15 protein-coding genes are annotated in these 20,422 nt (G+C 41.9%); 12 read left to right on the forward strand and 3 right to left on the reverse strand.

Annotated features, from left to right (window positions below; all coding sequences use genetic code 11):
* Positions 1 to 25: 25 nt before the first annotated feature.
* Positions 26 to 244, reverse strand: a complete 219-nt coding sequence (gene nrdH, locus K5Q22_RS02995) for a glutaredoxin-like protein NrdH (protein ID WP_004299071.1) — start codon at positions 242 to 244, stop codon at positions 26 to 28.
* 386 nt (positions 245 to 630) lie between these two features.
* Here nrdH and acnA point away from each other — a divergent pair, with 386 nt between their 5' ends.
* From acnA to ptsP, 5 genes are all read left to right on the forward strand, one after another.
* Positions 631 to 3,300, forward strand: a complete 2,670-nt coding sequence (acnA, locus tag K5Q22_RS03000) for an aconitate hydratase AcnA (RefSeq protein ID WP_205013519.1) — start codon at positions 631 to 633, stop codon at positions 3,298 to 3,300.
* Positions 3,297 to 4,415, forward strand: a complete 1,119-nt coding sequence (locus K5Q22_RS03005) for a citrate synthase (RefSeq protein ID WP_105119642.1) — start codon at positions 3,297 to 3,299, stop codon at positions 4,413 to 4,415. The genes acnA and K5Q22_RS03005 overlap by 4 nt, the downstream gene beginning before the upstream one ends.
* Positions 4,416 to 4,417: 2 nt before the next feature.
* Positions 4,418 to 5,599 carry an NADP-dependent isocitrate dehydrogenase gene (icd, locus tag K5Q22_RS03010; RefSeq protein ID WP_205013520.1) on the forward strand — a complete coding sequence of 394 codons (1,182 nt, stop codon included), beginning with the start codon at positions 4,418 to 4,420 and terminating at the stop codon, positions 5,597 to 5,599.
* 155 nt (positions 5,600 to 5,754) lie between these two features.
* Entirely contained in the window at positions 5,755 to 6,018 is a 264-nt protein-coding gene (locus tag K5Q22_RS03015; RefSeq protein WP_002936050.1) for a phosphocarrier protein HPr, read from the forward strand.
* 4 nt (positions 6,019 to 6,022) lie between these two features.
* The gene (gene ptsP, locus K5Q22_RS03020; RefSeq protein ID WP_014637790.1) at positions 6,023 to 7,756 is read left to right on the forward strand and encodes a phosphoenolpyruvate--protein phosphotransferase; all 1,734 of its coding nucleotides are present in this window, start codon (positions 6,023 to 6,025) and stop codon (positions 7,754 to 7,756) included.
* A gap of 81 nt (positions 7,757 to 7,837) precedes the next feature.
* Here the strand turns inward: ptsP and K5Q22_RS03025 are convergent, their stop codons facing one another.
* Complete coding sequence (locus tag K5Q22_RS03025; protein WP_205013521.1) at positions 7,838 to 9,325, reverse strand: DUF1846 domain-containing protein; 1,488 nt, start codon at positions 9,323 to 9,325, stop codon at positions 7,838 to 7,840.
* Between the two features lie 271 nt (positions 9,326 to 9,596).
* Here K5Q22_RS03025 and K5Q22_RS03030 point away from each other — a divergent pair, with 271 nt between their 5' ends.
* From K5Q22_RS03030 to K5Q22_RS03040, 3 genes are read left to right on the forward strand one after another with little or no spacing between them, the layout of a single operon-like run.
* Positions 9,597 to 10,865: an MFS transporter gene (locus tag K5Q22_RS03030; protein WP_205013522.1), complete on the forward strand. Its 1,269-nt coding sequence runs from the start codon at positions 9,597 to 9,599 to the stop codon at positions 10,863 to 10,865.
* Positions 10,866 to 10,900: 35 nt separating this feature from the next.
* Positions 10,901 to 12,169 (forward strand): MFS transporter, encoded by a 1,269-nt coding sequence (locus tag K5Q22_RS03035; protein ID WP_205013523.1) that lies wholly within the window; start codon positions 10,901 to 10,903, stop codon positions 12,167 to 12,169.
* A 10-nt stretch (positions 12,170 to 12,179) separates the two neighbouring features.
* A complete protein-coding gene (locus tag K5Q22_RS03040) occupies positions 12,180 to 13,220 on the forward strand; it encodes a helix-turn-helix transcriptional regulator (RefSeq protein WP_205013524.1) in 1,041 nt (346 codons plus the stop codon).
* Between the two features lie 192 nt (positions 13,221 to 13,412).
* Here K5Q22_RS03040 and K5Q22_RS03045 read toward each other — a convergent pair whose 3' ends face one another.
* Entirely contained in the window at positions 13,413 to 14,402 is a 990-nt protein-coding gene (locus tag K5Q22_RS03045) for an acyltransferase family protein (RefSeq protein WP_205013525.1), read from the reverse strand.
* Between the two features lie 188 nt (positions 14,403 to 14,590).
* Here K5Q22_RS03045 and rnc point away from each other — a divergent pair, with 188 nt between their 5' ends.
* From rnc to K5Q22_RS03065, 4 genes are read left to right on the forward strand one after another with little or no spacing between them, the layout of a single operon-like run.
* Positions 14,591 to 15,277 carry a ribonuclease III gene (gene rnc / locus K5Q22_RS03050; RefSeq protein ID WP_012028264.1) on the forward strand — a complete coding sequence of 229 codons (687 nt, stop codon included), beginning with the start codon at positions 14,591 to 14,593 and terminating at the stop codon, positions 15,275 to 15,277.
* Positions 15,278 to 15,279: 2 nt separating this feature from the next.
* Complete coding sequence (gene smc, locus K5Q22_RS03055; RefSeq protein WP_205013526.1) at positions 15,280 to 18,813, forward strand: chromosome segregation protein SMC; 3,534 nt, start codon at positions 15,280 to 15,282, stop codon at positions 18,811 to 18,813.
* Positions 18,810 to 19,619 (forward strand): Cof-type HAD-IIB family hydrolase, encoded by an 810-nt coding sequence (locus K5Q22_RS03060; RefSeq protein ID WP_050572883.1) that lies wholly within the window; start codon positions 18,810 to 18,812, stop codon positions 19,617 to 19,619. The genes smc and K5Q22_RS03060 overlap by 4 nt, the downstream gene beginning before the upstream one ends.
* Positions 19,609 to 20,421 carry a Cof-type HAD-IIB family hydrolase gene (locus K5Q22_RS03065; RefSeq protein WP_024399453.1) on the forward strand — a complete coding sequence of 271 codons (813 nt, stop codon included), beginning with the start codon at positions 19,609 to 19,611 and terminating at the stop codon, positions 20,419 to 20,421. Before K5Q22_RS03060 ends, K5Q22_RS03065 begins: the two co-directional genes overlap by 11 nt.
* The last annotated feature ends 1 nt before the right edge of the window (position 20,422 follow it).

The following is a 20,422-nucleotide window of genomic DNA, read 5'->3' on the forward strand; positions in this document are numbered from 1 at the left end:
ATCTCTTTCTATAAACAGTAGGGAGTTAAACCAAGGCTTTTAGTTTCCCTGGTTGAAAACCTGAGAAAACATCATTTTCAGTTTCGATAACAGGTGCAGCTGAGAAGCCGAGACCTTTTACGTGATCGATAAATTCAGGCTGTTCATCTAGATTGATTTCTTTATAATCTACACTATGTTGGTCCAAGAATTTCTTGGTCATTTTACACTGTACACAATCATTTTTTGAATAGATCGTTACCATTCAATTTCTCCTTTGTCCATGAGGGATTAATAAAAAATCCCAATTTTGTTACCAATCTAGGATACAAGATTTTAAGGTTAAAGTCAAGAAGGAAGTTTATTTAAAATCACAAAATATAGTGCACAATATTTTTATAAAACACCATATATTGTACCTCCGCTCATTGCCGCTAAGTCGAAAAATAGCGTTTACATAGCTGTTTCTATTTAGTTTGATAACCCTAACAATCTCTCAGTAAAATATAGATTAGCTTTTTTACAAATGTCATAATATTTTGAAGGAAACATACAGTGTCACAAAATATAACATTCATAGTTATACATGTATTGAATATATATTACATTTTGTACTATACTATTCAATAATGCTGAAAGAGGTTATAAAATATGGAAAAATTACATAGAAAAAGCTTGTTTCATAAAGGGAAAGAATATTCATATTATGCATTGGATTCGATTTCAACGGAAGAAAAAGTGGATATTCATTCACTTCCCTATACTATTCGTATTTTATTAGAAAGTCTTTTAAGAAAAGAAGATGGCGTAGACGTTACAAAAAATCACATAATGGAGTTGCTTCATTATCAGGCGGCATCTCCTAAAGGAGAAATCCCCTTTAAACCTAGTCGTGTTATTTTGCAAGATTTTACAGGTGTTCCTGTTGTGGTAGATTTAGCCTCCATGCGTGATGCGGTGGTGAAAGCAGGTGGAAACCCTGAATTGATTAACCCAGAAATTCCAGTGGATTTAGTCATCGACCACTCTGTTCAAGTTGATTTTTTTGGGACTGAAGATGCTCTGGAGAAAAATATTGCCTTAGAGTTCGAAAGAAATAATGAACGCTATGAATTTCTGAAATGGGCAGAGAATTCCTTTGAAAATTATCGTGCAGTGCCTCCAGCGACAGGAATTATCCATCAGGTAAACATTGAATTTCTAAGCGATGTTATTATCAACAAGGATGGCTTGCTTTATCCAGATTCTATGTTTGGTACAGACAGTCATACGACCATGATTAACGGTATTGGTGTACTTGGTTGGGGTGTAGGTGGTATTGAGGCGGAAGCTGCAATGTTGGGTGAAGCATCTTATTTTCCTATCCCTGAGGTGATTGGTGTTCGCCTAGCAGGGCAATTGCCTAAGGTTGCTACTGCAACGGATTTGGCTCTTAAGGTCACTCAACTTCTACGTCAGGAAAATGTAGTTGGGAAGTTTGTCGAATTCTTTGGACCAGGTTTATCTTCTCTTACATTAGCGGATCGAGCAACTGTTTCCAATATGGCTCCAGAATACGGTGCGACTTGTGGCTATTTCCCGATTGATGGAGAAACTTTACATTATATGAGATTGACCAACCGTTCGGAGGAGCACGTGGAGTTGACAGAAGCCTATGCTAAGGCTAATTATTTATTCTATGATGCTGAATATTTTCCGTCTTATAGCAAGGTTTTAGAATTGGATTTATCGACAGTAGTTCCATCTATTTCTGGTCCTAAAAGACCACAAGATTTGATCGAATTAACAGATGCAAAAGCAGAGTTTCAGGCTAGTTTAATACGTGAAGTAGGTGTGCGTGGATTTGGTTTGGAGGAAGCAGAGTTAGATAAAACGGCCATAGTTAAGTATGTCGAAGGAGAGGAGCAAATTCAAACAGGTCATGTTGCTATTGCGGCGATTACCTCATGTACAAATACCTCCAATCCGTATGTCCTTTTGGCGGCAGGATTACTGGCAAAAAATGCGGTGGAAAAAGGTTTGGCGGTTTCTAAGGCGGTCAAGACGTCATTGGCACCAGGCTCAAAAGTAGTGACTGGCTATTTGGAAAAATCAGGTTTACAGACCTATCTAGATGCCTTAGGGTTCAATTTGGTTGGTTATGGTTGTACAACTTGTATCGGTAACTCAGGTGATCTGCGTCCTGAAGTAGCGGAGGCGATTAAGGAAGAAGATTTATTGGTTTCTGCGGTATTATCTGGAAATCGTAACTTTGAAGGACGGATTAATCCATTGGTTAAAGCTAATTTCTTAGCGAGCCCACCGCTTGTTGTTGCCTATGCTATTGCGGGAAATATGAATGTAGATTTAACAAGGGATCCGCTGGGGTATGATGAGAAACAACAAGCTGTCTACCTCGCGGACATTATGCCAAGTCGTGAGGAGGTGGATGACTACATTGAGCGTTATGTGACTCGTGACCTTTATAAGGAAGAATACCAACAGGTATTTACAGATAGTCAGGCTTGGAATGCGATTGAAACAAAGACAGATAAGAATTACAATTGGAATTCCTCTTCTACCTATATTCAAAATCCGCCCTATTTTGACAATATGCAGGCAGATTTATCCATAAAACCACTGGAAAATTTATCTGTTTTGGCTAAATTTGGCGATTCTGTAACGACAGATCATATCTCCCCTGCAGGGAATATTGCACGATTGAGTCCAGCCGCTCGTTATCTCGAAGAGAATGGCATGGTTTATAAGGATTTTAATTCTTATGGAAGTCGTCGTGGAAATCACGAAGTCATGATGCGTGGGACTTTTGCAAATATCCGTATAAAGAATGAGCTGGCAGATGGAAAGATTGGTGGTTGGACAAGAGTTGGTGATGAGATTCTTTCAATCTATGATGCGGCTATGAGATATAAGGAAGCTGGTATCGGTAGTATTGTTATTGCTGGTAAAGACTATGGGATGGGGTCAAGCCGTGATTGGGCAGCCAAGGGTTCAAGTTTACTTGGTGTGAAGGCTGTTCTTGCTGAGTCATTTGAGCGGATTCACCGTTCAAACTTAGTGATGATGGGTGTTCTTCCTTTACAATTTTTAGAAGGTCAGTCGGCAGAAAGTCTTGGCTTGACTGGACATGAAAGCTATACAATCGACTTGCCAGAAGATGTCGGAGTTGGTCAAATTGTAACAGTCCATGCGCAAACAGACGATGTTACAAAGGAGTTTCAAGCTCTGGTGCGGTTTGATGCGGAGGCGGATATTCGTTATTATCGCCACGGAGGTATTTTACCTATGGTAGTAAGAAAGAAACTAGGAGGAAAGGTATGACAGAAACGAATGGGTTAAAAGATGCGATTGCCTGTGATACGCGAATCAGTGCAATTGAAAATGACCGCTTGTCCTATGCAGGATATGACATTGCTGAATTGATGGAGAATAACGCTTCTTTTGAGGAAGTCATCTATCTTCTGTGGAACCTGCATTTGCCAACTCAGATTGAATTAAATTATTTTGAGAAAAGCCTGCGAAAAGAATATGCGATTTCAGATGCGGTAGAGCAATGTATTCTGATTCAATCGCGGCGACATTTGCATCCTATGAGCGTGTTGCGTTCGACAGTATCTCTCCTTGGAGTATATAATGTACACGCTGAGGAGAATTCGTTAGAAGCTTTGTATGAACAATCTATTCAGATTATGGCCAAGGTTCCGACGATTATTGCAACATTTGCTCGTTTGAGACGCGGATTGGTTCCAATCGAACCGCGGGCTGATCTGGGTTTTGCGGCGAATTTTCTTTATATGCTGAACGGTGAGGAGCCGAGTGATTTGCAAATCAAAGCGTTTAATAAAGCTTTGGTGCTTCATGCTGATCATGAATTGAATGCGTCTACTTTTGCTGCGCGTGTCACGGCATCAACGTTAACGGATTTATATTCTTGTGTCACCACGGCAATTGGGACTCTGAAAGGCTCATTGCATGGTGGTGCAAATGAACGAGTGTTTGACATGTTGCGGGCTATTCGTGAGAGTGGTGATACCGAGAGATATTTGCAGAAGAAGCTGGATTCGAAGGAAAAAATTATGGGATTTGGCCATCGAGTCTACAAAACGGTTGATCCTCGTCAAGAGTACTTGAAGGAGATGGCGCGTGATTTGACATTCGGAACAGACGATGAAGCGTTTTATAGATTGTCAGAGGAAGTAGAGAGTTTTATTAAAAACAAAAAAGGTTTAATTCCAAACGTAGATTTTTATTCGGCGACAGTTTACCATGTGCTAGGTATTGATAGTGATATTTTTACATTGATTTTTGCAATGAGCCGTATGGCGGGGTGGATTGCACATGTCCAGGAACAACGGAAAAATAATAAATTGATTCGTCCGCGCTCTTCCTACTTAGGTGGTAGGAATTTGGTTTACATCCCGATTGGAAAGAGGTAAATATGGCAGAAAAAATCCTGATGAGAGAGGGACGGTTAATCGTCCCAGATTGTCCCGTTATTCCTTATATTGAAGGAGATGGTATTGGCAGGGATATTTGGTCAGTCAGTCAAAAAGTTATTGATGCTGCAGTGAAAAAAGCCTATGCAGGTCAACGTTCTATTCAGTGGAGGGAGGTTTTTGCAGGAGAAAAGGCTTATGGATTAACGGGAACTTCTTTGCCGAATGAGACATTGGCAATAATCCGTGAGTATTTAGTTGCAATCAAAGGTCCCTTGGGGACGCCGATTGGGAAAGGTCATCGTTCTCTTAATGTTGCACTTCGTCAAGAATTAGATTTGTATGCCTGTGTGCGTCCGATTCGCTATTTTAAGGGAGTGCCAAGTCCGCTGAAAGAGCCTGAAAAGACAGATATTACTATTTTTCGTGAAAATACAGAAGATATTTATGCAGGTATTGAATGGGAGGCTGGTTCAGATGAAGTTGCCAAAGTCATTTCTTTTCTGCAAGAAGAAATGGGAGTGGTAAATATTCGTTTTCCAGAATCTTCAAGTATTGGTATCAAACCGATTTCGGAAGAAGGGAGTAAACGCCTCATTCGCTCTGCAATAGAATATGCCTTAGAACATCAACTGAAGATAGTGACCTTAGTTCATAAGGGAAATATTCAAAAGTTTACAGAAGGCGGTTTCCGCAAGTGGGGTTATGAATTGGCGAAAGAAGAATTTGCTACAGAACTTGCAGAGGGGACTTTGGTAGTAAATGACATTATTGCGGATAACTTTCTGCAGCAGATTTTATTGGCGCCGGAAAACTTCCAAGTGGTTGCTCTTACAAATCTAAATGGAGATTATGCATCAGATGCTCTTGCGGCACAGGTCGGAGGAATAGGCATCTCACCAGGTGCTAACATTAATTATCAGACAGGTCATGCTATCTTTGAAGCGACACATGGAACTGCTCCTGATATTGCAGGGAAGGATCTGGCTAATCCATGTTCCCTCTTGCTTTCGGCTTGTATGATGTTGGAATATATAGGCTGGAAAGAAGCGGCTACTTTAATTATTCAGGCCTTGGAAGATGCTTTTATAAATAAAAATGTTACGCTTGATTTTGCTAAAATTTTGGACGTTGCTCATCTATCTACTAGTCAATTTTCAGAAGTTCTACTAGACTCTATTTAATGAAGAAAAAGTAAAATGAACCTCTTTTTGTATGACGGAAACATGAAAGAAAGGTAAAAAAATCTTGAAAATGATTTCAAAAAGTGGTATAATGTCCTTTGTAAGGGTTATCACAAATAACTCACAATTTTGTAAAAATAAAGGAGAATCCAAATATGGCTTCAAAAGACTTCCACATTGTGGCAGAAACAGGTATCCACGCACGTCCAGCAACTTTGCTTGTGCAAACAGCTAGTAAATTTGCTTCAGACATTACTTTGAACTACAAAGAAAAGTCTGTTAACCTTAAATCTATCATGGGTGTTATGAGTCTTGGTGTTGGTCAAGGCGCTGACGTAACAATCTCTGCTGAAGGTGCTGATGCTGACGACGCAATCGCAGCTATCACTGAAACAATGGAAAAAGAAGGATTGGCATAAGAATATGACAGAAATGCTTAAAGGAATCGCAGCATCAGATGGTGTTGCTGTTGCTAAGGCATATCTACTCGTTCAGCCAGATTTGTCCTTCGAAACTGTTACAGTTGAAGATACAAATGCAGAGGAAGCTCGTTTGGATGCTGCTCTAGAAGCATCTCAAAACGAGCTTTCTGTTATTCGTGAGAACGCAGTAGCTAGCCTAGGTGAAGAGGCCGCAGCCGTATTTGATGCACACTTGATGGTTCTTGCTGACCCAGAAATGATTGGTCAGATTAAGGAAACAATTCGTGCGAAGAAAACAAATGCTGAGACTGGTTTGAAAGAAGTTACGGATATGTTTATCGCTATCTTTGAAGGTATGGAAGATAACCCATACATGCAAGAGCGTGCTGCAGATATTCGTGACGTAGCAAAACGTGTATTGGCACACTTGCTTGGTGTTCGCTTGCCAAACCCAGCAACTATCGACGAAGAGTCAATCGTTATCGCGCATGACTTGACACCTTCAGATACAGCGCAATTAAACAAACAGTTTGTAAAAGCTTTTGTAACGAACATTGGTGGTCGTACAAGTCACTCAGCTATCATGGCTCGTACACTTGAAATTGCTGCTGTTTTGGGTACAAATAACATTACTGAAATCGTTAAAGACGGTGATGTATTGGCTGTTAACGGTATCACAGGTGATGTAGTGATTAACCCTTCTGAAGAAGTGATTGCAGAATTTAAAGCAGCTGGTGAAGCCTATGCTAAACAAAAAGCTGAATGGGCTCTTTTGAAAGATGCTCAAACAGTTACAGCTGACGGCAAACACTTTGAATTGGCAGCAAACATCGGTACACCAAAAGACGTTGAAGGTGTAAATGATAACGGTGCAGAAGCTGTTGGTCTTTACCGTACAGAATTCTTGTACATGGACTCACAAGACTTCCCAACAGAAGACGAGCAATACGAAGCTTACAAGGCTGTTCTTGAAGGTATGAACGGCAAGCCTGTTGTGGTTCGTACAATGGATATTGGTGGTGATAAGGAGCTTCCTTACTTCGACCTTCCACACGAAATGAACCCATTCCTTGGTTTCCGTGCCCTTCGTATCTCTATCTCTGAGACTGGTAACCAAATGTTCCGTACTCAGTTGCGTGCCCTTCTTCGTTCATCAGTACATGGTAAACTTCGTATCATGTTCCCAATGGTTGCCTTGTTGACTGAATTCCGTGCAGCAAAAGCAATCCTTGATGAAGAAAAAGCAAACTTGTTGGCTGAAGGTGTAGCAGTTGCAGATGATATCCAAGTAGGTATCATGATTGAAATCCCTGCAGCAGCAATGCTTGCAGATCAATTTGCCAAAGAAGTTGACTTCTTCTCAATCGGTACGAACGACCTTATCCAGTACACAATGGCTGCAGACCGTATGAACGAGCAAGTTTCATACCTCTACCAACCATACAACCCATCAATCCTTCGCTTGATCAACAACGTTATCAAGGCTGCGCATGCAGAAGGCAAATGGGCTGGTATGTGTGGTGAGATGGCTGGTGACCAACAAGCTGTTCCACTTCTTGTAGGTATGGGCTTGGATGAGTTCTCTATGAGTGCAACATCTGTACTTCGTACACGTAGCCTTATGAAGAAACTTGATACAGCTAAGATGGAAGAATATGCTCACCGTGCCTTGACAGAATGTGCAACGGCAGAAGAAGTTCTTGAACTTCAAAAAGAGTATGTTGATTTCGATTAATCATTGAAAAAAGCAGGGAATTGAATCCTTGCTTTTTTACTGTTCACAAAAAGACTTGTCGGAGCAAGTCTTTTTGAGTGCTTAGCTTTTCTGATAAAACTTGTTGTGTTGGTAGATAGGGTCAAAGGTAAGATTGATACCTAATTTACGAAGAACACTCTTATCTTCATCGGATAGGATAACAGTCGAATGGGCTTCGCTACCATTTAATTGCCCTAATTCTTTCATGGCACTTGCAGCAAGAGGACTGTCTTGTGCAGTGATGGCAAGGGCGTTGAGAATCTCACTTGCATCGAGTCGTGTATTGGTCTTATCCAAATAATCTGCCTTCAATTCTTGAATTGGGCGGATGTAATTTGGTTCGATGAGAAGTGTTTCATCATCGATTTGTGCGATTTGCTTGATGGCATTGAGAAGAACAGTTGCAGTTGGTTTGAGGAGGTCTGATGTTTTACCTGTTACAATCTCTCCAGTTGGCAACTGAATAGCAAGGGCAGGGCTAGTTGTCAGCTCTGCTTTTTCGCGCGCAGCGATAACAACCTTACGATCTGCTGGTGTCACACCGACTTCATTCATGAGGAGTTCAATCTTTTTAACTGCTTGCTCGCTCACCCGCTCTGCCTTGAAATCAACCAAGGTCTGGTAGTAGCGGCGGATGATTTCTTGCTTGGATGCTTCGATAGCCGCTTCCTCGTCTACGATGGAGTAGCCCACCATGTTAACGCCCATGTCTGTCGGTGAGGCGTATGGTGATTTGTTCAAAATACGTTCAAAGGTACGGTTGAGGACAGGAAAGACCTCGATGTCACGGTTGTAGTTGACCGCAGTTTTGCCGTAGGTTTGCAGGTGGAAGGGGTCGATCATGTTGAGGTCGTCCAGGTCGGCAGTTGCCGCCTCATAGGCCAGGTTGACTGGGTGGTGGAGAGGCAAGTTCCAGACAGGGAAGGTTTCAAACTTAGCATAGCCTGATGTTACGCCGTGCAGTTGGTCGTGGTAAAGTTGGGAGATACAAGTCGCCAATTTACCTGAACCAGGTCCAGGTGCGGTGACAACGACGAGATTGCGACTGGTTTCAATGTAGTCATTTTTGCCCATACCTTCTGGTGAGATGATGTGGTCAATATCAGAAGGATAGCCCTTGATTGGGTAGTGGAGATAAGACTTGATACCATGTTTTTCCAACTGCTTGCGGAAGGCGTCTGCGGCTGGTTGGTTGCGGTATTGGGTAATGACGACTGAACCAACATAAATATCAATATCATTGAAGGTGTCAATCAAGCGGAAGACTTCTTGGTCGTAAGAAATACCCAAGTCACCACGTGCCTTAGAATGTTCGATGTTGCTAGCATTGATGGCGATGACGATTTCTACTTGGTCTTTCAACTCTTGGAGGAGTTTGATTTTGTTATCTGGTTCATAGCCAGGCAAAACACGGGCTGCGTGGAAATCTTCCAGCATTTTTCCGCCAAATTCCATATAGAGCTTGCCCTCAAACTGAGCAATTCGTTCTAAAATATGGTCACGTTGCAAATTCAAATATTTATTTGAATCAAATGCGATTTTCTTCATCCAATAAGTCCTCCAAATGTGTAATTTTCTCTGGGAAAAACAAAAATAGCTCCCTAAAACTAGGGAGCCTTTTCTCTGACCTCTCAAAAGAGGTGCCCGAACAATACTATAACAAACTGTGCTAATCTTGTCAAGAAAAAGTCAGATGGAACAAAAATTAAACGAATGTTTAAAAAATATTTAATTTTTATAAAATTAAGTATTGACTTTATTTAAATAAAGTGTAAAATAATATTAAACAAATATTTAATCTACGTTTAAGGAGATGTTTATGAAAAAACTAGTCAACAATAAATTATTTCTATCTAGCTTTGTGGCAGACTTGATTTCTAACTTTGGAGATACGCTTTACTATCTGGCTTTGATGAACTATGTCCTGTTTCTACCAGATACCAAGTTTGCCTTGGCTATGATTACGGCTTCTGAAACTTTGCCGATTTTGGCAGGTCTCTTTATCGGGATTTGGGCAGATAAGACGAAAAATAAATTGGATACCATTCTTGCAACCCTGCTGGTTCGTGTTGGTCTCTATGCCCTTGTTGGTCTCTTAATGGGCTTTGCACCAGCCCTTTGGATTGTAGCGGTCGTATGTGTCATCAACTTCTTGTCTGATTTGGCAGGTCAATATGAAAATGGTCTTTATCTGCCTGTCAGCCTGCGGGTTGTGGCAGCAGAGGATCGCGAAACAGCCATGGCCTTCAAAATGACAGTCAAATCGCTCTTGCAAATTGCCTTTCAAGCTAGCGGTGCCATCCTGATTGGTTTTATGTCCTATCAACAACTTGCCTTCTTCAATGCAGGGACATTCTTGGTCAGTCTTGCTATCATGGCAATTCTTCGTCCAGCTTTTGCTAAATTACTGAAAGAAAATCCTATCCAGCAGGCCGAGCAAGTAGAAACTGAAGCTGGGATTGTCAAAGGAATTGGTCAGAGCCTCAAAGAATCCTACCAAGCTGTGCAGAATATTCCCGTACTTAAAGCGTCAATCATCACCATTGCTAGCTTGAATGCCATCTTTACAGCTCTCTCTCCCTTGGTGGTTTTAAATATGAAGGAGTTTTCAGATTTTGTAATTGTCAATGCGGGGACAACGGTGGCTTTGATTTCCATTCTCTTCTCAGTTGGTAGTATTTTGGGTTCAAGCGTGGGGATGGCAGCCTTTAAAAATGTCAGTCTAATCAACCTGCTCAAGTTCTCTACTCTTATGCCAGTCTTACTTTTTTCAGGGATTTTTCTTCACAATATCTATATGGTGCTAGCTGTTCTCTTCGTAACGGCAATGACTTTGGGAATTTTCAATCCGAAAATGGGTGCTCTGGTTATGAATGAATTGCCAGAGGATAAATTGGCGACAGTTGGTGGAGGGATTGATGCCTTCTGTCAGATTGGTATGGTAGCAGGTCAAGCCTTGGTGTCATTGATGGTAATGTTCTTGTCTCCGACCAGTATTTCCCTTATCTTCCTCTTGCTTTCTGTGGGATTGTTGGGATATAGCATTTTTACAGGAAAAAATCCTGAAAAGATTGTAGCTAGTGCATAGATAGAAAAATTTGACTACTAGAAGGAAAATCGCTTGTGAAAAAAATTATCTGTAATAAAATATTCTTGTTCAGTTACCTAGCAGATGTGATTTCCAACTTTGGAGATACGCTTTACTATCTAGCTCTGATGAACTATGTCCTGTTTCTACCAGATACCAAGTTTGCTCTGGCTATGATTACGGTTTCTGAAACTCTGCCAATCCTGTCGGGACTTTTTATGGGTATCTGGGCGGATAGAACTAAAAATAAATTGGATATTATTCTGGCTACTTTAGTTGTCCGTTTCGGTTTGTATGCCCTTGTTGGCTTACTGATGGGATTTACACCAGCTCTCTGGATTGTAGCAGTCGTTTGTATGGTAAATTTCCTGTCTGACTTGGCTGGCCAATATGAAAATGGTCTTTATATGCCACTTAGCCTGCGGGTTGTAGCGGCAGAGGACCGTGAAACAGCCATGGCTTTTAAGAACACCGTGGGCGGCATCTTGATGATTGTCTTTCGATCCAGCGGTGCTATTCTCATCGACTTCATGTCTTACCAGAATCTCGCCTTTTTCAATGCTGGGACCTTCTTGCTCAGTCTTGTGATTATGGCAGGTCTTCGTCCAGCTTTTGCCAAGTTGTTGAAAGAAAATCCTATCCAAGAAGTTGAACAAACTGAAACAGAAGCAGGACTTATCAAGGGAATTGGTCAGAGCCTCAAAGAATCTTATCAAGCCATTCAAAACATCCCTGTACTAAAGGTTTCGATTCTGACCATTGCGGGTATCAATACGGTTGTTAGTGCCGTATCTCCCTTGGTTATCCTGGCTATGAAGGAATTTCCAGACTTCGTGATTGTCAATTCTGGCATAACTCTTGCCTTGGTCTTTAATCTATTTTCTGTTGGTTACATCCTTGGCTCTAGTCTAGGTGTGGCTTTCTTCAAACATGTCAGCTTGACCAATCTTCTCAAGTTCTGCACAGGTTTGTCGGTCATCCTGTTTATCGGTTTTTATTTTCATAATATTTACATTGTAATGGCGGTTATCTTACTCAATACTATGACGACTGGTATTATCAATCCAAAATTGTATGCTCTGATAATGAATGAACTACCAGAGGATAAATTGGCGACAATTAATGCAGGAATGGGGACTATATTTAATGTAGGCATGCTTGCTGGTCAAGCCTTGGTAGCTCTGCTGGTGACTCTTCTTTCTGCGACCAGTATTTCCCTTATCTTCCTCTTGCTTTCTGTGGGGTTGTTGGGCTATACTGTTCTTACAGGATCTAAACCTGAAAAGTCATTAGTGAATGCTTAGAAAGAAAACTATGAAATTAGATTACCGAGATTATAGAAGCGAGATTGTCGAAAAGTTCTTTATTCCTTTAATTATCACAGAACGTGAAGAGCCGTTTGAGGCGGATTTGTCACAGAAAGAAAGAGAAATTCTCAAAGATGCTTTGGAAATTCGAGATGAAATAGAGGAAAAGCTGGCGGATTATCGTCAGGAAGTCAATGAGGTCTTTGTTTGGGGCCATATCTTTACAATCCTGCACACCCTGTATTTCTACCTCTTGGATCAAGGACAGGATCCTAAGACAGTCGAGGAAGCCTGTCAGTTGATTTTAAGGCTGTCCCAAGATGAAGTCGAAGAGGCTATGCGGACTATGTTGGCGTCTGAAAATGACGGACGTCGTGAGAAAGACCTTAGCCTCATGGAGCTCTTGGAGAATACGGGCAAAAAACCAGCGGATAAATGGTACTGGTCACTGGCTATTCGCAATCCTTTGGAAACTGTTGAGCGGTCTGTCGCTCTCTTAGACAAGCTGCTTCCTATCTATCAGCCTTACTTTGAAGAGGCAAGGGCGGAGCGTGAAGCCTTTGCACAAGAGTTTGATATTGAAAAACTCTATCGAGAATCCAAGCAATTAGCCATGACCAGCCTGGATACTCTGGGTGTTGAAAATGCCCCATTCTTCGTGCTCAGTCCATGGTGCTTTTGGTTTGCTTATTATGGAAACGAAGAATTTGACCATATGAAAGTCGCTCTTTTAGCTTCCTGTCGAATTGACCAGATTATGCTCTCAAATGACGAGCTGGATCTGGATGATTTGACAACGGCTCTTAAAGTCATCAGTGATAGCACGCGTTATCAGGTCTTGGTTGAGTTGACCAAGCCCCATGCCAAGAGCAAGGATATCGCAGAACGTCTGGCTATTACAGGGGCGGCAGTATCCTTCCACACCCAGAAACTGATTAACGGCGACCTGCTTCTCTTTAATGCCAAAGACAAGAATGTCAAATACAGTGTCAATCGGGATTTACTCCAACAGGTGATTGATAAGTTGAAAGAGGATTTTGATTTGTAAAAAAGCCTTGTAAGTTAAGTCTTACAAGGTTTTTTTGTGCTTATACTCTTCGAAAATCAAAATCAGACGTTGTTGACTTGATTTGATGAACTTCAGTTCTATCCGCATCTTACGGTCACGAACCAAGTTCGTCTAATTTCCGACCTCCAACAGTCTATTCCCAGACTGTTGGAGCTAGTCTGTTTTTGATTTTCATTGAGTATTAATGATGAACCAGCTGAGCAGTTGGCAAGTGATGATGGTGATAAGGAAGACTAACCAACCTTGCTGTATTTTGGTCAGGGCACTAGTTTCTAGGAAGAAAAAGCTGATTTCGACTGGGATAACATGGATAAAATAATAATAGCTGGCATATTCTTTGAGAAATTGGAATTTTTTCTGGCGGAAGAGGTCTGTCGTTAGGGTCCAGGCGACTAGATAGGCTATGAATGGAATCAGGCTAAATAGAAAGTTCTTGTCGTAGCCTTGATTGAGATAGATGATTGTAGCCTCAACAGTTAAAAGAGCTATGCAGACAAGTAGTTTGGTCTTTTGTCGGTATTGGAAAATGGGTTGATTGAGTTTGTCGGCTAGATAAAAGCCTGTCAGGACAAAAATCGGTGCGTAGAAGAGGCCGTTGCGGCTGGTGAAAAAGAAGGTTTTGTAGCTGTCAAATGCGGTCAGGAAAATCGATTCTGCCAGGTAGGAGGAGTAGGTTTCGACTGAGCCTAGGAGATAGAGAAGGCAGGCTAGACAACCTGTGATGCGCCAGCCCCATTTCTCCAAGGAAAAATGAACGAGGACAAGACCTAGAAAGAAAGCGGGCATGTACCAGAGTTGGTAGCTGGTTCCGGTGTAGGTCAGTCCGACTAGGAGTGCGAGGGGATAGTAGGGGAAGGGGATTTCTTGGAGTGTTAGGTAGATGAGGTAGAAGGGGAGGTAGAGGATGGACCAGGTCAGGTATTGTTTGCTGTAGCGGATCAGGTATTGTTTGGAGAGGCTGGGGTAGTTACGTCGGAGGAAGAAGCTGGCTGTGACCATGAAGTAGGGAACGACCATGCGGCTAAAGATGGATTTTTGGATGAAGTGGAGTGGGTCTGCTTCAAATAGTCTGCGACAATGGAGGGCGATGACTAAAATAGCTCCGATGAACTGGATGAGGGAGAGCAGGGATGTATTGAGTGGTTTTGTCTTATTTTGCATGTTAATATTTTTCTTTTTTCTTCCATTTTATCGAAATCTGATGAATATGTAAATGTTTGCAAAAAGATGTGGAGAGGTGCTGGCTGAAACTTAGTTGACAAGAGAAGTCCAGTGGAAAATATGGTATAATGTTAGGACGGAGTAAATGTAAACCATCTATTTCGTTTAAGTTAGAAAGGAGCATATAGATGAAAGATTTACATGCAAAATTATTGGCTGATTTTGGGATTGATTTTTCGGATTTGAATTTATTAGAAACGGCTTTTACCCATACTTCTTATGCCAATGAGCATCGCCTTCTAAAAATTTCACATAATGAGCGCTTGGAATTTTTAGGAGACGCTGTTCTCCAGTTGATGATCTCCAAATATCTCTATCAAAAATATCCTGATAGACCCGAAGGTGAGATGTCCAAGTTGCGTTCGACCTTTGTACGTGAGGAGTCTTTGGCTGGTTTTTCACGTGCTTGTGGTTTTGATCGGTTTCTTCGTCTTGGTAAGGGGGAAGAGAAGTCTGGAGGGCGAAATCGCGATACTATTTTAGGAGATGCTTTCGAGGCATTCTTAGGAGCTCTGCTATTGGACAAGGGTGAAAAGACCGTGGAGGAATTTATCCATAAGGTCATGATTCCTCGCTTGGAAAAAGGAAACTTTGAGCGCGTGACCGACTATAAGACTGCTTTGCAGGAAATTTTGCAGGTCAATGGTGAGATTGCTATTTCGTATCAAGTAATAGCTGAGTCTGGTCCTGCCCATGATAAGACCTTTGAAGTGGAGGTATCTGCTGATCAGCGTGTGATTGGTCGTGGTCGTGGTCGCTCTAAGAAATTAGCTGAACAAGCCGCCGCCAAAAATGCTGTGGAGGCTAGAGGATAGGTATGTATCTAAAATCAATTGAAATGCAGGGCTTTAAGTCCTTTGCGGATAAGACCAAAGTCGTCTTTGACCGTGGAGTGACTGCTGTTGTAGGGCCGAATGGTTCTGGCAAGTCCAATATTACAGAAAGTCTACGTTGGGCCTTGGGAGAGTCGTCTGCTAAAAGCCTACGTGGAGGCAAGATGCCCGATGTTATCTTTGCAGGAACGGAAAGCCGTAAGGCTCTTAACTATGCCTCGGTAGTGGTGACCTTGGATAATTCTAGCGGATTTATCGCAGATAAGGCTAAGGAAATTAAGGTTGAACGCCATATTTATCGATCTGGTGATAGTGAGTACCTGATTGATGGGAAAAAGGTTCGTCTACGGGATATTCATGATCTTTTCATGGATACTGGCTTGGGTCGGGATTCTTTCTCTATTATTTCTCAAGGGCGGGTTGAAGCCATTTTTAATTCCAAACCTGAGGAACGCCGTGCAATTTTTGAAGAGGCGGCAGGGGTCTTAAAATACAAGACCCGTAAGAAAGAAACAGAAAGTAAGCTGGCACAGGCCCAGGGCAACTTGGACCGCTTGGACGATATTATCTATGAACTGGATAATCAGGTCAAACCATTGGAGAAACAGGCACAAACTGCTAAGAAATTTCTAGAATTAGATGGTCAACGTAAGGAATTATACTTAGATGTTTTGGTGGCTCAGTTGTCGCTTGGTAAGGAAAAGTTATCGGAAAAAGAAGCCGAACTAGAGTCTGTCAAAACTGAATTGACTAGCTACTACAAACAGCGTTCTGAGCTGGAGCAAGAAAATCAGAACTTGAAAGAGAAGCGCCATCGCCTGTCAGAACAATTGGAGCGTGAACAGGCAGTTCTGTTGGATTTGACCAAGTTAATCAGTGATTTGGAGCGAAAAATTGAGGTCCATAAACTGGAATCTAGTCAAAACGAATCAAGTCGTCAAGAAGCGCAGGCGCGTTTGGAAAACTTGTTGACTAGACGAGAGCAGTTGGCAGAACAGATTGAGCAAAAGCAAGAAACACTTGCGCAATTAGATAGTTCCTTGTCTAGCTTAAAAGAAGATATTGCTGCGGTAGACAAGGAAATTTCCTACTTTTCAGAAGATCCTGATCAGGTTTTAGATCATCTGCGTGAACAGTATGTTGCTCTGATGCAGGAAGAGGCAGAAGCTTCAAACCGTCTGACCAAGATTCAGCAGGATATTGCCAATCAAATCAGTCTTTCTGAGAGTAAATCTGAAGACTTGGCACGCTTGCAGACGGAAAAACAAACAGCTCAAGAAGTACTTGATAAGAGTCGGAAAAGTTTAGAAGAAGCTGATCAGGTTTTACGCCAGTTACTTGAGAGTTATCAGACCCAAAAAACAGAATTAGATCAAGCCCAGACTGCTTATCAGGCTGAGCAAGGTCGCTTGTTTGATTTGCTGGATCAGTTGAAAGGCAAACAGGCTCGCCAGTCTAGTTTAGAAGCTATTTTAAAAAATCACTCCAATTTCTACGCGGGGGTTAAAGCTGTCTTACAGGCGGCACCAAGCTTAGGAGGAATTATTGGGGCAGTCAGTGAACAACTGACCTTCGATACTCGCTACCAGACAGCCCTGGAAATTGCTCTGGGCGGAGCAAGTCAAAACGTCATCGTTGAAGATGAAGCGACTGCTAAACGAGCTATCGCATTTCTGAAAGAAAAACGGCAAGGACGGGCAACCTTCTTACCTCTGACAACTATCAAACCACGTCAGCTTTCGGGACAGCAAGTCTCCTTACTAGAATCTTCCGATGGATTTTTGGGGCTTGCAAGTGATTTGGTGACTTATCAGCCAAATTTAGATGCGATTTTCCAAAATTTGCTAGGCACTATCGCAATTTTTGATACCATTGACCATGCCAATCAGGCAGCGCGGGCAACCAAGTTTCAAGTGCGTATGGTGACCATGGATGGAGCGGAAATCCGTCCTGGTGGAGCTTTTGCTGGTGGTAGCAATCGAAATAACAGCACGACCTTTATCAAACCAGAACTCGATGCTCTTTTAGGAGAAATAGCAGAGCTGTCTAGCCAGTTGCAGGAGCAAGAAAGCTTGGTTGCAGCTAAGAAAACTAGCTTAGACCAGACCAGAGAAACCTTGGAAACGATTAAGGCTGAGGGGGAAGAAGCTAGATTGAACCAGCAGAGCGCAAGGATTCATCAGGAACAGGCAGAAAATAGACTGGTTCAGCTATCAGCCCAGTATGACCTGCAAATGAGTCAGGTTAGTCCGACCATTTTGACTGAGCTAGAAGAGGTTGCTGCTAAGGAAGAAGTAAATGTCCAAGCCTTGAATGAGAAAAAACTAGCCTTGGATCAACAAATCAATCAAGTCCGTGATAATCGCGACAGTATTCAAGAAAGCTTGCAGAAACTACAGACTCAGAAGGGTCAACTAACTTTGGAACAAGCTGAACTAACTAGCCAACTTCGTTTTGAACAGACAGATCTGAGACGTTTGCAAGAAGAAAAAGTGGTTGCAGATAAGGAAATTTCTCTTCTAGAGGATATGATTGACCAGAAGCTAGAAGCTCTTGAAGATACTAGTATTGAGATTCTTGAAGAACAATTGCAGGCGGCATCTGATAAGCAAAACCAGACCAATCAGATTCTAATTCGCTTAAAGTTTGAATTGGAAGATATTGATGGGCAGTTTGAAGACTTGGAAGAAAGATTGCAACAAGCTCGGACTAAGAATGATGACTTGATTCGTAAGCAGGCTAAGTTAGAGGCGGATTGTGAGCAAGCGGGCGATAAATTACGGACTTTACTTGGTAATTTGACCGAGCATTTTAAATTGAGTTTTGAAGCTGCCCAGTCTCAGGCCAAGGAAGTTGAGAATCTTGCAGTTGCTGAACAAAGCCTCAAAGACCTAGAAAGAGCTATTCGTGCTTTGGGTCCAGTCAATTTGGATGCTATTGAGCAGTATGACGAGGTTAATAATCGCCTTACCTTCCTCAATGAGCAACGGACAGATATTTTGTCGGCACGTGATTTACTACTAGATACTATCCATGAGATGGATGATGAAGTCAAAGAGCGCTTCAAGGTTACTTTTGAAGCTATTCGTGAAAGCTTTAAGCAGACATTCAAACAAATGTTTGGCGGTGGTTCAGCGGATTTGATTTTGACAGAAGGTGACCTATTGACTGCGGGTGTGGAGATTTCAGTTCAACCTCCGGGTAAGAAAATTCAATCTCTCAATCTTATGTCAGGTGGCGAAAAAGCCCTTTCGGCCCTCGCTCTGCTATTTTCCATTATCCGTGTTAAGACCATTCCTTTTGTAATTCTCGATGAGGTGGAGGCAGCCTTGGATGAGGCAAATGTCAAACGTTTTGGTGATTACCTCAACCGTTTTGATAAGGAGAGTCAGTTTATCGTCGTGACCCACCGTAAAGGGACCATGGCGGCAGCGGATGCCATGTATGGGGTGACCATGCAGGAATCTGGCGTGTCCAAGATTGTTTCCGTTAAGCTGAAAGATGTGGAGAAATTATGATTAACAAAATTTACGCCAGTGATATGGATGGTACCTTTTTACGAGAAGACCATAGTTTTGATAAGGAACGGTTTCGTCGTATACTGAATCAGTTTAAAGAAAAAGGTTATTTATTTGTGGCAGCAAGTGGGCGATCTATGCAAAGCCTGAAACTTGTTTTTGAAGATTTTGTAGATGAAATCGGTTTTGTGGCAGAAAATGGGTCAATCGTTGAATATCAGGGGCAGACTATCTTTATGGATGATCCAATTAGTCCTGAAATCTATCTGCCGATTATCGCGGGTATTGATGCAGGTCCCTTTGGTAGCAGTCGGTCCATGGTGCTGTCTGGCCTCGAAAACTTTTATTTATTAAAAAATGCTGAGCCTCAGTTTTTAGAAGCGATGACGAATTATTACGCACACTTTCGATTGGTAGACACATTTGAAGAAGTTGGAGAAGAGATTATAAAAATCAATGCCAAATTTTCTCCTGAGGAAATGGACGATGCCAGACGATGGTTAAATGATACATTTGAAGGTGTAACAGCCATGACAACTGGTTTTGACAATATTGATATAATTCCAAATGGTTCAAATAAATCAGTTGGATTGAGTCATCTCTGTGCTCATTTTGGAATTACCCGTCAGGATGTAGTGGTATTTGGTGATAATCAAAATGATTTGGATATGTTTGACTTTGCAGGTCTGGCTCTTGCGACAGAAAATGCAAGAGAGGAAGTGAAAGCTCGGGCAGATTTGATGATTGGTCATTGCAATGATGGAGCAGTATTAGCCTATTTAGAGGAGGAAGTAAATGGCAATTAAGTTGATTGCATTGGATTTAGATGGAACACTTCTGACATCGGACAAACGGATTTCAGAAGCTAATAAAAAGGCCTTGCAGGCAGCGCGTGAGCGTGGAGTTTATGTAGTTCTGACAACAGGACGTCCTTTACAAGCTATCGGTACTTTTCTAGAAGAACTAGATCTGCTAGGGGAGAATCAATATTCGATTACATTTAACGGTGGTCTAGTCCAGGAAAATACAGGTCGGGTTTTGGATAAGGTTGGCTTCACTATTGAAGATGTGCGCACCATCCGTCGTGTGACAAATGATTTGGACCTGCCTCTGGATGTTCTCTATGGTGGTGATGTCTATTCTCTACCATCAGCCCATGAATCACTTTATCTAACTTGTAATCCATTGCTTAATAAAATTGTGGCAAGTGATGAGGAAATGCCAGAAGATTTTGTCTACAATAAGGCAGTCTCAGCTGTAGATGCAGCATTTCTAGATGGACAAATTCCAAAAATTCCTGCAGAACTTCACGAGCGCTTCGAGATTTTCAAATCGCGTGATATTCTGCTCGAATGGAGTCCAAAAGGTGTCCATAAGGCAAATGGTTTGGCTAAGTTGATTGGACATCTGGGGATTGACCAGTCAGAAGTTATGGCCTGTGGTGATGAAGGAAATGATCTTTCCATGATTGAATGGGCTGGTCTGGGCGTTGCCATGGCGAATGCGACTGATGAAATCAAGTCTGCGGCCAACCTTGTCCTGCCAAAAACCAATGATGAAGATGGCATTGCTTGGGCCATCGAGCACTATGTATTGAATGAGGACTAAT

The organism is Streptococcus sp. 2018162, assembly GCF_019754175.1.
In the GTDB taxonomy this organism is placed as follows: domain Bacteria; phylum Bacillota; class Bacilli; order Lactobacillales; family Streptococcaceae; genus Streptococcus; species Streptococcus hashimotonensis.

Coding starts and splice junctions, on each gene's coding strand:
- nrdH (WP_004299071.1), bottom strand. CDS start 244: ATGGTAACGATCTATTCAAAAAATGATTGTGTACAGTGTAAAATGACC.
- acnA (WP_205013519.1), top strand. CDS start 631: ATGGAAAAATTACATAGAAAAAGCTTGTTTCATAAAGGGAAAGAATAT.
- K5Q22_RS03005 (WP_105119642.1), top strand. CDS start 3,297: ATGACAGAAACGAATGGGTTAAAAGATGCGATTGCCTGTGATACGCGA.
- icd (WP_205013520.1), top strand. CDS start 4,418: ATGGCAGAAAAAATCCTGATGAGAGAGGGACGGTTAATCGTCCCAGAT.
- K5Q22_RS03015 (WP_002936050.1), top strand. CDS start 5,755: ATGGCTTCAAAAGACTTCCACATTGTGGCAGAAACAGGTATCCACGCA.
- ptsP (WP_014637790.1), top strand. CDS start 6,023: ATGACAGAAATGCTTAAAGGAATCGCAGCATCAGATGGTGTTGCTGTT.
- K5Q22_RS03025 (WP_205013521.1), bottom strand. CDS start 9,325: ATGAAGAAAATCGCATTTGATTCAAATAAATATTTGAATTTGCAACGT.
- K5Q22_RS03030 (WP_205013522.1), top strand. CDS start 9,597: ATGAAAAAACTAGTCAACAATAAATTATTTCTATCTAGCTTTGTGGCA.
- K5Q22_RS03040 (WP_205013524.1), top strand. CDS start 12,180: ATGAAATTAGATTACCGAGATTATAGAAGCGAGATTGTCGAAAAGTTC.
- K5Q22_RS03045 (WP_205013525.1), bottom strand. CDS start 14,402: ATGCAAAATAAGACAAAACCACTCAATACATCCCTGCTCTCCCTCATC.
- rnc (WP_012028264.1), top strand. CDS start 14,591: ATGAAAGATTTACATGCAAAATTATTGGCTGATTTTGGGATTGATTTT.
- smc (WP_205013526.1), top strand. CDS start 15,280: ATGTATCTAAAATCAATTGAAATGCAGGGCTTTAAGTCCTTTGCGGAT.
- K5Q22_RS03060 (WP_050572883.1), top strand. CDS start 18,810: ATGATTAACAAAATTTACGCCAGTGATATGGATGGTACCTTTTTACGA.
- K5Q22_RS03065 (WP_024399453.1), top strand. CDS start 19,609: ATGGCAATTAAGTTGATTGCATTGGATTTAGATGGAACACTTCTGACA.